The sequence below is a fragment of the Bartonella taylorii genome (assembly GCF_023920105.1).
Lineage (GTDB): Bacteria > Pseudomonadota > Alphaproteobacteria > Rhizobiales > Rhizobiaceae > Bartonella > Bartonella taylorii.
Genome location: NZ_CP083693.1, coordinates 1,344,543 through 1,360,929, shown reverse-complemented (window position 1 = coordinate 1,360,929; position 16,387 = coordinate 1,344,543). Strand labels below are relative to the sequence as shown.

Genomic DNA, 16,387 nt, shown 5'->3' with positions numbered 1-16,387 from the left:
GCTTGTTTTTTTATTCTGTTGTATCAACAATCTTGATAACATTATCGCTTTCATAAACCTCACAATTTTTGGGTACCACCCTTAGCTTACTTTGTCGGTTTAATTTTGCCTTGCCATAAGCTTTACCCCAGACCTTTGCATAATATGAGATCTTTGCATTGCCATAAACAGAACCATAAACCTCAGCATTGCCCCCCACGCTAGCATTGCCATAAACCTTGCCATAAATTTTTGCACGGCTATTAACAACAGCATAATTATAAATCTTAGCATGGCTGTAAACACAGGCAGCCCCCGAAACCTGAGCATGCCCATAAACCCTTGCATAATTATAAACCCACGCATTATGAGAAAGGTGAGCATTGTCATAAATATGTGCTTCTGTATAAACACGGGCGCTCCCTCCCACATGGGCATTGCCATAAACATAACCAGCCACATGGGCAATGCCATAGACACAAGCATTGTCATAAATTTTTGCATTGTCACAAACACGGGCATGCCCATAAACCCATGCATCATCATAAACCCAGCAATTGCCCTCATGAGAGAGGTTGGCTTCCTTTTCAATAAAGCCGCCTAGATCACCAGCCTTAACATCTCCAAAGTCTCTTAAGGCTCTAATTCGAGTTAAGAAATGACCATCTATATATTCACAATCATCAATAAATTCGTATTTTTTTGCAGGCTCTTGTTTATTAACAGATGCGGTTTCATTTGAAATGTTAGAGGAAACGGGGGTGTTTTTTGATATAGAATTTTTCATTTTAAATTCTTTCTAATCGTAATGAAGTTTTCAATTGACGCGCTATAAAGGCGCCGGGCGTTGAAAACACGGCGATTAGTCCGTCGTCACACTTTTCCCATAAGGGTATTGCATGGTGTGACACACCCGACAAAATCATTATACGCTTTAATACGTATAAAAAACAGTCAGTATTTTAAAGACTTGGAAAGATTGTTTCGTAACCTATCCGCTAATCGTTAAGTGTTTTCAGCACTTGAATATTTCTATAACAAAATACGTATTTATTGTCAAATAATATTTTATCTTTTTTGATATTTTTTTGTATCTTTTAAATAGGTTATGTATTGATATTGTCATATGATTATCAATTGCTTCTTTTATATTTATGTGCTTTTAAAGCTATATTATAGGCTTTATGAAACGATTGCGTTATGTTTTGAATCTATACATTTATAATATTTAAAAACGCTCTCATAATGCGTATTTTTATCTTTATAACCTATCATTTTTTTTACTAAATGAATTTTAATTTTTTTGTGAATTTTGTTTATAAGGGGCCCTAATGTAAACAACCTATAAATACAACCTGTAATATATATTTTGTAGGGGTTTTGGGGGTATATGGGGTGCTTATACTTTTTTCAAAAATTAGGGAATTAAAAGCGTAAAGTAATATAAGTATTCACAACAAAGCTTTTGAAAACAATAAAGCTATCATTTTAGATTACGGTATAATCTTTTAAAGGCAATGTAAAAGAAGCGTATTCACTTTAAGATAGGGTTTCTTAAAAGTCTTAAAGCAATCTAAATAAGAGTATCTAAAAGTGCAAGTTTCTTCTTTTTAGAATAACGCATATAAACACTCCTTTTAAGATTGTATGTAAGTAATTTAACAAGAGAGGTATAGATTATGGTTATAAGACTCTATACCCCTTGTGAGTTTAGCAAGCCTATAATGTGAGCATGCTTTATAAGTTTATTCAGTTTCTCTAATTTCTAATTTTGGTAAATTCTTAACAATCTTCATTGTTTCTAAACTTATGGTAATAACTCTTTGAAATAACTCTAATGGATAAGCAGGGTTGCCAATGGTTTCAACAGCATAGTGATTGGCATCATTCACAATGCCGCTCTTTTTATCTGTCTTTACACATTGACGTTCCATAACCCATTCAAGAGCAGGCTTGCCATTAATGATATACTCATAAGCTTCAAGAGGAATGTTTGTTATTGTGATATTGCTATTATAAAAAACAATAGATTTATCTTTTATCTTATTTTTGCTAAAGAATTGCATTTCAGTCACGTAATAAAATTCCTCAGGATTAGAAATATCAGTCTGTTTTGGATTGCCTTTTTTAAAAGTGACTGGATAAGGCTCTACATCTTCATAGTTTACATGCAAATGACCCAATTTACGCCCTGCTGTAACAAATATCCAAAAATCTTCAGCGCTTTTTACACAAGGGATATGAGGCAATTCTTTAGAGAGGTTATCAGCATAACGAGCGCGATAATCTTCTGAATGTAAAAGACCATAAACGTAATAGAATAAATCATCTTTAGTGATAATCTCATTAGGATAAGCCGTTTTAAAATGTGCTAGCCCTTCATTCGTAATGGCATCACGCCTCTGTAAACCAGATGTTGTGTTTTCTTCTGTAGAAATTAAAAATAAATGAGATTGTTTCTCACTTTTATTTTTTGAAACCGGAGTGTCTTCATAAATATACCTTGGAAAACATTGACTAGTATCCATTGCATGAAAATCAGGTACTGTCTTAATCATGATGACAGAAAAATCTTTCGTTGCTCCTATGCCGGTAACTTGTATCACTCTATTTTCAACCGCTTCTCCTATCGGAAATATGCGCGGCATTTGATAAACTCTCTCATTGAAAGTACGATTATAATAAAGCCATTGTTGTGTAAAAGGACGATACAGACTTTGTGTAAGGCATGTATCTTCAAGTTCAAAAACTTTTCCTTTTACTAGTTCTTGCTTAACATTATGACTCCAACTGATTTTACTTCCATCAGAATTTACAAAATTGTTTATAGCATTTTTACGTATCCTGCGATCAACATGTCCATAAGCATCATTAAAACGTTCTACTTCACTATTATAGAAAGTAATCATATTGTGCATGTTTTTTGTGAGAGATACGCGGCTTGAATTATAGGTCCAAGCATCACGACTTGTTACTATACCACAAGAAAACGTTTCAAAGAGCTTTTTATTATGCCCCTTTTTATCACCTAAGGTTAGGAATGTTTCAAAATTGTTAGCACGTTGACCAAGCCAATCACCATGTCTGTCTGGTGTAATTATTTGCCAACTGTTTTCACGTGTAATACCGTTAATACTACCAAAATCCTTAATTGTCTTAAGCTTTTTTTCTCTTGTGCAGTAATCTTCCACAGCATGGAAATATATTTTCCCACGCTGTTGAGATTCTGGATTTTTTACAAGAATAGAGATAGCTATAGGCGCTCGAGATCCCTCACCAAAAATTCCACCACTTTCTTTCTTACGTTGTTCTCCAGAAGTCCGAGCATCCCCCCGCAAATGGAAAATATAAAGGCTATTAAATTCTTCAACGAGGCATTTTCGTAAGCCAGCCATAGCATTTGCATCTACAAAGCTTGCATTTGTGACAAAACCAATAACACCACAATCTTTTATACGGTCGCTTGCCCAACGAATAGCACGAATATAACTATCATACAGATTTCGTAGAAGACTTGCATTTGACCGAGCAGCATAAGTTTCACGAATACGGTCATTCAATATGGGATAGGGAGTGTTCTTTGCATTATCATTTTCACTTTTTTGCCCAGTTGAATAAGGAGGATTGCCAAAGATAATTTTGATATTTAGATTTTTCTGATGTTCTAAATATTCACTGTTTTCTTTAAATAACTCTTGCAACAAATCTTTCCTTTCAAGCATTTGGAATGTATCGGTTAAACCAATATGCTTGAAAGGAATATACTTTCCTTTCACCAAACTATGATAAGTCGATTCAATGTTGATCGCTGCTATGTAATAGGCAAGTAAGACAATCTCATTGGCATGGATATCATGACGGAACTTATATTCCATATCCTCTGGTTTTATGAGCTTTGATTGTAAAAGCCTTGTGATAAAGGTACCCGTTCCAGTAAAAGGATCAAGAATAGAGACACCACGTGACCCCAAGCTTTTTCCAAATTCATTGCGCAACACATCATCAACAGAATGAATGATAAAATCGACAACCTCTATGGGCGTATAAACAATCCCAAGCCTATCCGTTGTTTTCTTAAATGCCTTGGCAAAAAAATCTTCGTAAAGCTTGATAATAAGATTCTGTCTTGCCTGCGGTTCGGTAATGCCAGAGGCACGGAACTTTACGCTGTCATAAAACTCTTGTAATTCTTTGGATTCTTCCTCAATATTTGTTTTATCTAGTTCTCTTAAGATCTTTTCCATCGCTTGAGAGATAGCATTGTTTTGTACAAATTCATTGCCTTCAAACAAAGCTTCAAACACAGGACGCGTCACAAGATGTTGCGCTAACATCTCAATCGCTTCTTCTTGCTTTATCTCACTGTTTAAGTTGTTTTTTAATTCCTTATAAAACGCATCAAAGGCATGATAAGCTTCGCTTGTCTGATCAGAAAGCATAGTTTGAAGGCGTGTGATATGGTTTTGTGCAATCTCAGCAACATTGTTCGCCCAAATGCCCCAATAATCACTCATGGTAGATTTTTTAACAATCAGTGTTTTGAGAGCATTGGGAAACTCAACAAAAAAGGGTAATCTTCCTGTTACGCTATGACTATGTTGCGGTTCATGAGCTTGTGTCCCAATTTGAAGTCCGGATTGTTCCGATTTTTCGTGTAGCGGGATTTCGTCAATAACCGTGGTGACATTTTCTAATTCGGTCTTTTTAGAAACTGTAACAATGTCGATGATAGAGCTCACGTCTTGTCCTAAGACCATCTGGTTAAGGGTTTTGCTAAAATTCTCATCATGAGAATGTAAAGCATGCAAAACTTGCCAAACAACACGGTATCTCTTATTGTTTCGTAAAGCTTTTTTGGCTTCTAAGTGTGAAGGAATGATAATGGGTAAAATAATATAGCCCGTTTTCTTATTTGGAGCACGACGCATCACACGCCCCACCGCCTGGATTACATCCACTTGGCTATTGCGCGGGTGTAAAAACATGATTGCATCAAGAGCAGGAACATCAATCCCTTCTGAAAGACATCGAACATTGCTTAAGATCCGACAAACATTGTTCCCAGCATCTTGTTTCAACCAATCCAGTTCTTCATTGCGTTTTTTGACACTTTGTGTTCCGTCAATATGTCTTACTTCACAGTTCAGAAAGGGAACTGTTTGAAGAAAATCATTGATATGAGATTTGATAATTCTATTGAAGAGCTTTGTGATATATTGAGAGGTGTTGATGTCTTTGCAAAAAGCTAAAGCACTACGCATAGGCTCTGTATCATCATCGACAGCAGCTTCTTTATCTATTTTGGTCAGGGCTCTATAACAGCCAATAATTTTTGCCGCATCATCTAAATCAATTTCACGGTTTTCATTGGCAATAATCTCCTGTATGGCTGGTGTGATATAGGTTTCATCAATCCCCAAAACCACAATCTTGTAAGGGGTTAAAAGTTCATTATCGACAGCTTCTGCGAAGGTATAATGATGGAGTTGTTTGCCATAAAGCGTTTCATCATCCATAGAAGCTAGAACGGCATTGATCTCATCCGCACGCCTTTTAGCAGTGTCACTAAAAATCTTTGGCGTTGCTGTCATATACAGACGTTTTTTGCCTCGAATAATGCTGTTATCGTGAACCTTGATAAATTCAGATTCATTGTCGTCAGTTCCCAATGAAGCACCAGTGGTTCTATGCGCTTCATCACAGATGATCAGATCAAATTCAGGTAAACCATGGTCTTTTTGTGCATCCGAAATCACTTGAATGGAATGATAGGTTGAAAAGACCACCGTCATTGCCTCTGCGAGGTTTTCACAAGCTTCTTTGGCAAGTGCTTTCGCATCTGTTGTAGCAGGGAGCACAAGATCTGATGTTTCCATACCAACAATATCATCTTGGTTTTTACGACGCTTGCCTACTTTTGTATCCGAACACACAGCAAAAGAACGCAAGGGGACTTGTGCATCTGCTGTCCATTCTCGTATCGTTTGCGAGACTAAAGCAAGAGAAGGCACCAGAAACAAAACACGCTTGCCTTTTCCAGCTATGGTTTCTGCTATCTTAAGACTGGTGAAAGTCTTGCCCGTACCACATGCCATAATAAGCTTGCCACGGTCTGCTTCTTTTAAACCTTCACAGACTTTTCTCAAGAGCTTCTTTCTGATGAGGACGAGGCTCTTTTGTCGATTTCAGAACAACTTCTTTTTTCGTTGCAAATATTTGCCAATCTATACGACTGTTTTCCATATGACGAAGGTCAATGCGATAAACGGGTATCGCTTGTCCTTTGATCATAGCATTCACATTGTCACTTAATTCCACTTCCGTGGTATCGACAAGAAGGCGATATTTAAAGATGTCTTTTCCAGAGGCAGCGATAAAGCTATCAATATCTTTTTTACTGATCTGATGGTCTGCTTTATAAAACTTACATTGAATAGCCACATACCCCTCTTGATGACGAAGCTTTGCCACCAGATCAATGCCGATATCATTTTTATTCCAACCTTCACGCTCTTTAGCCCATTCAAAATAGCTTTCAACTTTTTCATATCGTCCATAATGGAGAGGGTCATGCATAAGATAAGCCTTCACAAGGTTTTCAAACAATGTTCCCAATTCACGGGGTGATGTTGCTCGTTGACGATAATATTCTAAGAGAGAGCGTAAAGTGACATGTTTATTATCAGAATGATGAGGGTGAAGTATATTATAACAGGGCTCCGTTTTCGTATGAGAGGGTTAATTCTTATCAAAAGAATCAAAACGAAGCTTATTAAATCCATTTTGAACGAATTGAGAAAAAATGCAGAAAAATGCTAAAAAAGCGGATAATTTTTTTCAAAAGAGTTTTTAAAGGCTGTTTATCCACAGCCCATGAGAGAGATCAGATCAGCAAAATAGTGGAATTTGCTGTTTATTTTATGGAAAAAAGACAAATGTAGCATGTGCTTTAAAATATCAGAATGAGTATTTTGAAGCATTTTGTTACTTTCTAAAATATAATTTTGTTTGTTAAAAGAACTGACAAAAGTGACAAAACTCTTTTTCTGAAGCAATTCAGATCATTTTCTTTGGAGAAAAGTTCCCTAATGCTCTGTAAAAGAGTTTTTTGTGGTTGTTTTGAAAGGTTCTCAAAAGAGATTTCTTTATTGTTTGCTAGCATGATTTTTTACCAAAGGATGAGATTGGTAGGACGATGTATCGTTTATTTAGCATGTCATGTTGAGTAGCTTAGAGAGGTTGAAGAGCGAGTTTATGGTCTTTTATTGATAAGGATATTGAGGCGTTAGGCATTGACTTTCCAAACAATTTTGGTTACAACTTTAATGGTGTAAATATGGGGGGAGAGATCTTCACACAATTACAATCAAGTTATTTTTGGGTGCCATTTGTCTTTGGTTACAGGGGTATGCGCTTTTGCTAAAAGCGTCATAGGGCCGTGGGTTTTGAGTGGTATTGTTAGAGATTTATGAAGCATTTTTAAATAATGCTTTTTGAATGATGCAAAGTGGGGGGCAATCTGTATTGTTTTCTGTATTTTTACGCCGAAGTTCTCTTTTAAGAATTTTTCTAGCCATTTTAGTGTTGTTTGGCATGTTTTCTGGCGTCACTGTTTATGCGCGTTCTTCGGCATTTTTATATCCACAAATACCAACAGATAATTTTGCCCGTGAGCATTTACGTGCTTTAACGCTTGGCAAAGTTTCTCTCTCTTTTGAAGAAAACTAGGGACCATTTTGAGAGGGAAAGATACAGCTTGCAATTCATTATATATTTTCTGGAGCACAGTTAAGCACAAGAAGCCTGGAACATTTTTAATGACATTAACAATGAATCTTTAAGCATATTATTGGGGAATACAAGCATGAGATATGAGCAGAGAGCAAAAAGAGCAACATGGTTTGAAGTTTTAGTCTCCAGTACGATGCTCAAAAAGGTTTTGCTAGGCGGGATTGGTTTACCTTTTCTTTTACAACCAGCAACACTACAGGCGCAAATTGCTGTTGACCCTAACGCAGGTGCCGCTCATCGCCCAGATATTGTGGCAGCACCCAATGGGGTTCCCTCGATTGATATTGTTACCCCCAATGGCAAAGGCTTATCACACAATAAATATTACGATTTCAATATTGGCAATCCAGGTGTCATTTTAAACAATCACGCGCAAGAAGTAGGACAATCGCAGTTGGGTGGCATTATGCCGGGCAATCCGCATTTGCGCTACTCTGGTTCGGCGAAAGTAATTTTAAATGAAGTCACCAGCAGCAAGCGCAGTGCGCTTCATGGTCCAGCGGAGGTTTTTGGGCATCAAGCCGATGTGATTATAGCCAATCCCAATGGGATAAGTTGTGATGGTTGTGGCTTTATCAATACGCCCCATGCGACCTTAACCACGGGTGTACCAGAAATTGATGGGAGTGGTTTTCTGAAAGGGTTTGAGGTTCAAGGTGGGGATATCACCTTTGGACCCCAGGGTGCGAATTTTTTCTCAAGCCAAGGGGCTGTTGATATTGTCGATATTGTCTCACGCACAGTGCATTTTGAAGGAGCTGTTGCGGGGAGGACAATTGGAGTGACAGCAGGGACCGGTCACTTTGATTATGCTTCTCGGCAGATGAAGGAGTTGACCGATATTACCGGCAAGCCGGAATATGCGATAGACGGTTCTGCGTTAGGGGCTCTACAAGCGGACAGAATAAAACTTGTGGCAACGGAAAAAGGTGTTGGGGTTCGCATGCGCCATGATATGGCAGCCAATGCGGGGCAGTTGCATCTTTCTGCTGATGGAAAAATCTCGTTGAAGGATGTTTTTGGTCATGATGGTGTTGTTCTTCAATCAAAAAGCGATACCCTTCATGCAAAGCACATTACGTCGAAAAAGCATGTTGAGATTGCAGCAAAAAAAGGTGTCACGTTAGAGACAGTTGGCGCGGATGGTCATTTGAGCGTAGATGCGCAGGATGGGCTTTTAACGATTAGCGGAAAAGCCACCTCTGGGAGCAATCTGGAGCTTTCTTCGCGCCATGCTCTGCAAGTTTCAGGGCTTGGCGCTGGCGCTGATGTGACCCTTGAATCTGGTGGCGCACTGAATATTGGTGGTACGGTTTTAGCGGGGGGCAATTTAAGGGCGCATGCCGGTGGTGATATACAAGCCTATTTTTTAGCTGGTGGGGTTGATATGGCAGCAACACAAGCTGCTGGTAGCCTTGTTTTGGGCAGCCATGGGGATGTTGATCTCCAAAGTGGAGGCGGGATCATTAATGCCGCAAATATTTATGGAGCAGGGAATGTCACACTTGTTGCATATCATGGGCTTTCTGTTTCTCAAACGATCCTATCGCATCACAATGTTGCCATTCATGTTGAACCTCATGCCGGCATTCATTTTGGGCAAGTTTTAGCCCATGGCAGAGCAGATATTCATGGTGGGGCGGTTGATTTTTCTACCATGATGACAGGTGATGATGCGGTTTTAAAGGTGGGAAGCCTTGATGCAGGCACATTGATGACAGGTTTAGATTTTGTTCACTCTCAGGTGAGCCCTTCGAACCCTACAGGTGATCTTGTTTTTCATGATAAAGGTTCTCTTTCTATTACAGCACAAAGGGGCGTAAAGGTTGGACATATTATCAGTGGTGGCAATATTGACCTTTTTGCTGGCAACGACATTTATTATGATCAGATCATAGGCTATGGCACAGCCACATTGACATCGGTATCAGGAGGGATCAGTGTTGAGAATGTGCTGTCTGCTAAGGGGGATGTGAGATTGACAGCCAACACTCTCGATTTGAGCAATAATCGTTCTCATATTTATACGCCGCAAACGCTATATTTAACTGCGGATCATATTTATGTTTCGGGCAGTACGCTGATTTATGGCGGTTTAGATTTTCAAAGCACCAATGTTCTTGATATTCACCATGCACGGCTACAAGCCGTTACCGATGAAGGCGGGACAGGAGATATTCTCTTTGTTGCTCCAGGCGTTATGGTGGATGAGGCCACATCGGTTTTAGCGGCACGAGATTTTGTCATCAAAACAGGGGAGCTTAAAAATAGCGGTCAATTGGCAGCAGGGCATAATTTAGCCTTTAGCGTGAGGGGTGATGCGAGGAACAGCAAAACGGGTTTAATTTATGTGAAGGGCAATGGTGCTTTACAAGTTGATGGGGCTTTGCGCAATGATTTTGGCGCCATTGTTGCAGAGGGTGATTTATCTTTCACCAATGCAGAAGGTACTGGAAAAAGCCTTTCCCTTGTCAATAAAGCGGGCTTTATTCAAGTTGGTGGAAACTTAAATATCCAAACCAACAGTCTGAAAAACGAAGCCGATAGCACACCCGTTATCACGGAAAAAACGGAAGAAGTCGCCATCGCATTCGAAAAACCAGAGGGTTTTGATTCAATTAAAAATGCGATTTTGTATCATACAACAAGTATAGCAAATGAGTTGGGGATGGAACTATGGGGCGTTTCCTATAAGGAAGCTGAATGTTCAGGAAACACATGTAATCTTCACATTAAAAATTCTTTGGCCAACAAAGAGGCAACTTATGGTAAGATAACTTTAGAAGATGGGATAGTATACAAGGCGTTTACTTGGAAGGAAGAGAATAAAAGTTGGCTTTTTTTTCAAGGGTACCGATGGAATAATTTATCTCACATGATACAGAAAACTGTCACGCAAGAATTTTCGCCTACTCGTCAAGGAATGATACAGTCTCACGGCAATCTCATCATTAACGCTGATACCATTGACAACCATTATAGCTCTATAGAAGCAGGGGGAAATGCCGATATCCACGCCAATGTGCTGACCAATTTGGGGGCAACAGCTTATAAAAATACCTATATGGGTTGTCAGGCTAATACGGATGCTTATTGTTATGCTTATAACGCTGATGGAAGCCGAAATGTTGCTTTAGATATAATAAATAATGATGGTTTTCGCCAAACTGGTTCAAAAGTTCTTGATAGCGTTTCTGGTCTTGTCCAAGCGGGTGGCACGTTGAATTTGGTGGTCGATCAACTCAATAACACGGCAGCGAAAGGTTCCATTACAGGAGATGCGCATTTTGAAGCAAAAACCGTTGAAGGTAATCCACTGGAGGACTTAAGTGGTTTAACTGGGGCTGGTGCTCTCTTTACACCAAAAGTAGATCTCAATAATGCAGGAGAACTTTCTGATGGGCTTCCTTTACCAAAGCCCCAATCGGGTGGGGTTGGGGGCACGCTGCCCAAGCAGAATTTTATTTATGAAACGCGGGCAGAATTCCTTGATGTTGGCAAGTTTTATGGTTCAGCCTATTTTTTGAATAGAATTGGTTACAATCCTGACAGAGAGATTTTTTTCTTAGGGGATGCTTATTTTGAAAAGCAACTGATTGAAAAACAAATGCGTGATCTTGTGGGGCAAGGTTTGGGCAAGGGCTCTTTCATTCCTGGAAGTGATGCCATTGAACAAGTCAAAAACTTGCTGGATGTGGGGGCAGATTATGCAAAAACACACAATTTGACTTTTGGTGAGCCTTTAAGTGAAGAACAACTTGCTTCTCTAGAAGCTCCGATGGTGATTTATGTACGCCAACAGGTCAAGGGCATGGATGTTTATGCGCCGGTGCTTTACATCCCCGAAAAGGAGAGAGCCTCCTTTGTTTCTGCTGGTGCCTTGATCATGGGGGATGATGTCAATATCACCAGCCAAAATACCAGCAATTCCACAATAACCAATTCAGGGCGGATTGCGGCAAACCACCAATTGCATGTGCATGGTGGGGATATCCTCAGTCAAGGAGGGCATTTTGCGGCGGGTGGTGATGCTTTTTTAGTTGCACAGAAGAATATTCGTTTAGATGCAGGGCGCACAACGGTTGACGGCGTGGAGACCGTATTAAACACCGATGCGCTTTCTGCTGGTGGCAATGCGAGCGTGATTGCCAAACAAGATCTCACAGCTTCAGGGGTGAGGATCACCACGAAGGGTGATCTTGCCATGGCCACAGAGCAGGGCAATTTAACAATAGGTTCAGCGCAAACACATTACCACAGCGAACAGGGTGATGCCACCATGCATCATAAATCGGAAGTCAATTCTGGGGGCTCAACGACACTTGCTTCTGGAAAGGATCTCAATGTTCTAGGCTCTGATGTTCAAACAAAGGATAAACTTCTCTTACAAGCTGAGGGCAATGTTTCGATTGATGCCACGCGCAACAGCATGGACAATCATACGCAGGATGGGCAAACCTCCCATGTCACCTTACACAATGGCTCTCATTTAAGTTCTGGAAAAGATACCACGGTCCTATCCGGTCAAGATATCCATATTGCTGCTTCTGATATAGATGCGAAGGGCAATGTTGCTCTTGGCGCACAAAGGGAGATAACAATAGGGGTGAGAAACGATGAAAGAGATTATCATTTTCAGGGCAGCGACTTTAGTATTGACAGGCAAGAGTCTATTTCTCTGGGCTCTTCGATAAAATCAGGGGGTGATACCACGGTTGTTGCGGGGCAGGATGGAAAGGCGCATGACCTTAGCATCACGGGCAGTTCTATTGCTGCTGAGGGCAAGGTGGGGTTGAAAGCCAGCAACGATATTCTCATCAACAATGCAGAGGATAGCTCACACCGTGAGATATCTAGCTACACAGATGGCGGTTTTTTTGGGGGAAGCTCATCCTATCATGAAACTTTTGGAGCTACCCAAGTGGTAGGTTCAAGTATAGCAGGAGAAAAAGGTGTTGCTCTTGAATCTGGAAACAATACGCAGATTGTAGCGTCGATGCTCACAGCAGGCAAGCCAGGGGAAATAACCGATCAGGCAAAAGCGGATATTACCATTCACTCTGGGGGAAAGATTACTATCAAAGGTATTCAAGAACACTACGACCAGCAAGAACAATCCTCAGAAAGTAGTTTTTTGCATGAGGAATCCTCCAATAGCTCTCAATCGCATAGCACAACGGTCTCCTCTATCCTTGGGGCAACGGGCAACATTATCACGCAATCAGACAAAGAGACTACAATCACAGCTTCTCATATGTTTGCAAATGAAGGTATTCATGTGACGGGAGAAAATGTGACGATTGATGGCATGACAGATCATCATAAGAGCCATTCAGAAACCCATGAAACAGGTTTTGGTGTGGGTTCAGGTAAGGGCTTTGTGTCGATATATGGGAGTGAGGGAAAAACAGAAAATGAAGAGAGTTTTGAACATCAAGGCTCTTCTCTGAATGCTGATGGCAATATCAACATCATTGCTAGGACAAAAGATGTGAACGTGGTGGGCTCTGATTTTGCAGGTGAGAATATTAACCTTTCGGCAGCGCATGATGTCAATGTGTCTGTTGGTCATGATCGTCATACTTCAAGCTCAAAAGAAGAGCGCTCAGGTTTTGGCATTCAGTTTGAAAAGAGCAGCAGTGGTGCTTCTGTGGGTGTTGGAATTGCAAGCGCCAAAGACACAGGGGATCAATGGGAAAATACTTCCGTACAATCACATTTTACGGCACGCCAAGATGTGCAGATTACTGCTGACAATGATGTGAATTTACAAGCGACAAATGTTTCGGCAAATCGTGATGTCAACATTGATGCTGGCAATACTATCACGCTTTCGGAAAGCTATGATACCTCTAACGCACAAGAAACCCATGAAAAGTCCTTTGCTGGTGTGACAGCTTCTGGTGATATCGGTGTCCTTGGCACGGTACAAGGACTAAAAGATGCCGCAGATCACATGAATAATAAGGATGGAAATAACACCGTTCTTAATGGCATACTTACAGGGCTCAAAATCAATCACCTCTTTAACAAAGGCAGAAATTTTGTTAATTGGCTGACTGGCAACACAGGGGAAAGGGGTAACATCACAAAAACACTGGGCAGCACATTAGGTGGTATGGGGGGCTCCACCAAGGATGCTCTTGCCAATATGGCTGGTGCATCTGGCAGTGTAACCGTGGGCTTTAAGACTGAAAAAGTGGAGGCATCTGCTCAGACATCTACTGCTGTAACCAATAGCATAGAAGCAGGGCGCGCTGTCAACATGCATGCCCATAATGGGAGTATTCATGGTGTTGGAAGCGATATTATCGCTGGTAGCAATCCTGTCTATGCACGGGGCAATGATGCGCAGAGCGGGAATATCACCTTGGAAGCGGGTAAAGATATCACCTTTGAAAGTGCGCAAAATGTGCAAAGCACACAAAACAGTAGTGAAAGTACTTCAATGAGTGTTGGCTACGGTTATGGCACGGGTAGCGCAGGGGCAACGGGCAATGCCGCTTTTAGTCAAGGGGAAGGTTCCAGTGAGGCGGTTCAACAAAAGAACGCTCATATTATTGGTATCGGCACGGTTCATACCACAAGTGGGGGAAATACCACACTGGCGGGAGCAGTGGCTTCTGGAGAGCGTGTAGAAATGGAAGTAGGGGGTGCTTTCACCATTACCAGCCGCAGTGATACGGGACAGACTTCTAGTAAGCAAAACTCTGTTTCTGTTGGCTTTGGTGCTGGACAAACGGGTGGTGGAGGCTCTATGAACGCCTCTTTCCAAAAGGATCAATCCTCTAGCGATTATCACAGTGTTGTGGAACAATCAGGCATCAAAGCTGGTGATGGCGGTTTTAAGATCAACGTTAAAGACAAAACAACGTTGACCGGAGGCATCATTGCCAGCACCGCGCCGGCAGACAAAAACAGCCTGACCACAGGAAGTATTACCACCAGTGACATCACCAACAGTGCCCATGCGCAAGCCAGCAGCCATGGTTTTAGCCTTTCTGGAAATGACACGATAAAAAACATTGCCAAAAATGTTTTAAATCACGGAAAGGTACACAATGGAGCGGAAGGGGAAACCAAATCTGCCATCAGTGATGGCAGCATCATTTTGACCGGTAGATCTAACCAGAGGGCAATGGTCCAAGATGCTGGACAAATCATCGATGCCCTCAACCGCAACACCGCAGCAGCCCACCAAGCCGTTGCACCGGTGGATGCCACATCGCTTGAGGGAGCAGTGCATAATCGCTTAGATATGATCAATGATTTATCGGATGAAGGATTTGGATACTGGGACAAAGTGCGTGAAGTCGCATATCTCAAAGAGCATCCCGTGGGTGAGGTTGTGCATGATGAAAATGGTAAAGTACTCTATGCAACAAATGAAAATGGAGAATATATCAAAGACAGCGATGGAAAGTATATCACTCTGTATCGCTATTTAACACCTGAGGAAGAGAAGTATTTACAAGCAGGGTCTGATGGCAATAGGCGTATGTTCTACAATGGTATTTTAAATACACCAGATGAGGCAGCCCGTAATGCGGTTCAGTTGGCTGATAATGAACATGAACCGCTTTATTTTACATATTTTCCAAAAGCTGAAGATAAGCTAGTAGAGCTCGGGGTAGCTTTTTATCAGGATTTTCTGGAAGGTAATTTTTGGGGGTTGAGTAATTCGACAAAGAAGTTTCAGGATTTTATGTATCGTTATGGCAACACAGGAGCGATTGTTGATGCGCATAGCCGTGGTAGTCTGACAGTGGGTAATGGAATGCGTGACTTTGCAAAGCATGGCATCCACGGTATAGGGTACAAAACAGATATCCGTTTTTTTGGACCAGCTGATAACGCTGCATCTATGGCAAATACGGTATATTTCGTAAGCGATGGCAAAAAAGATCATATTTATTTACAAAACCATCTACTTGACCCCGTTGGTATAAGCATTGGTCACAATCTGCCTACTTTTTATAAGGTACCCTTGAAGTTCCCCTATGTATTATTTCCACCAGCAATTCCAATAATAGAACAAGGGAGAGCGCTATTGGGCTATGATCCTAGCACCCATAATTGCTATGGAGATGCGAGTGATGCGTGTAAACATGCTTATGGAACACCTCATACTGCAACAATTTATTCATCTGATGCAATTTTAGATTATTTAGGTTTAGGTTATTTAAGGAAGAAAAAATGAATACACTGTTTAAATTATTGAGTGGGATAGTTCTATTAAGTATCACTGGATGTGACATATCAAAAATTGACAGCACTCCTACAGAGTACGTGAATATGTGGGAGAAGGCAGGAGCAGATTCTACTGAGGTAGGAAAAGCCCTATTAGAATGTGGAATGCCGAGTCTTATTGACCTTGAGTCAGAAAATAGAGAGAGAAGCAACAATGCAAGAGCAACAACTTATGCCTGTATGATCCAAGCAGGATTCCACTATAAAGATCAGAGAGGGGGGGGGTGGTGTTATACTTATAAAGAGGAAAACCTCCCCATTTGTCAGCCTGGTGCGGTCATTCCTCAACGAAGTGTTGAGAAGCGTTTAAACAGCCCGTTTTGTAAAAGAAGTCCAGTACAACCTGAATGCAAACCTTAATCCTTGC

6 protein-coding genes are annotated in these 16,387 nt (G+C 40.8%); 3 read left to right on the top strand and 3 right to left on the bottom strand.

Going from position 1 to position 16,387, the window contains the following annotated elements:
- Window positions 1-10: 10 nt before the first annotated feature.
- From LBE40_RS05985 to LBE40_RS08485, 3 genes are all read right to left on the bottom strand, one after another.
- Window positions 11-766 carry a hypothetical protein gene (locus LBE40_RS05985; RefSeq protein WP_004858760.1) on the bottom strand — a complete coding sequence of 252 codons (756 nt, stop codon included), beginning with the start codon at window positions 764-766 and terminating at the stop codon, window positions 11-13.
- A gap of 958 nt (window positions 767-1,724) precedes the next feature.
- The gene (locus tag LBE40_RS05980) at window positions 1,725-6,125 is read right to left on the bottom strand and encodes a type ISP restriction/modification enzyme (RefSeq protein ID WP_420868167.1); all 4,401 of its coding nucleotides are present in this window, start codon (window positions 6,123-6,125) and stop codon (window positions 1,725-1,727) included.
- Window positions 6,109-6,585, bottom strand: coding sequence for a restriction endonuclease (locus LBE40_RS08485; RefSeq protein WP_420868166.1), 477 nt, complete (start codon window positions 6,583-6,585; stop codon window positions 6,109-6,111). The genes LBE40_RS05980 and LBE40_RS08485 overlap by 17 nt, the downstream gene beginning before the upstream one ends.
- An 891-nt stretch (window positions 6,586-7,476) precedes the next feature.
- Between LBE40_RS08485 and LBE40_RS05975 the strand changes: the two genes are divergently transcribed.
- The 3 genes from LBE40_RS05975 to LBE40_RS05965 all read left to right on the top strand — a co-directional run bounded on the left by LBE40_RS05975 (window position 7,477) and on the right by LBE40_RS05965 (window position 16,380).
- The gene (locus LBE40_RS05975) at window positions 7,477-7,707 is read left to right on the top strand and encodes a hypothetical protein (RefSeq protein WP_208433272.1); all 231 of its coding nucleotides are present in this window, start codon (window positions 7,477-7,479) and stop codon (window positions 7,705-7,707) included.
- A gap of 136 nt (window positions 7,708-7,843) precedes the next feature.
- Window positions 7,844-15,970: a hemagglutinin repeat-containing protein gene (locus LBE40_RS05970; RefSeq protein ID WP_252615172.1), complete on the top strand. Its 8,127-nt coding sequence runs from the start codon at window positions 7,844-7,846 to the stop codon at window positions 15,968-15,970.
- Entirely contained in the window at window positions 15,967-16,380 is a 414-nt protein-coding gene (locus LBE40_RS05965; RefSeq protein ID WP_252615171.1) for a hypothetical protein, read from the top strand. The genes LBE40_RS05970 and LBE40_RS05965 overlap by 4 nt, the downstream gene beginning before the upstream one ends.
- Window positions 16,381-16,387: the final 7 nt, after the last annotated feature.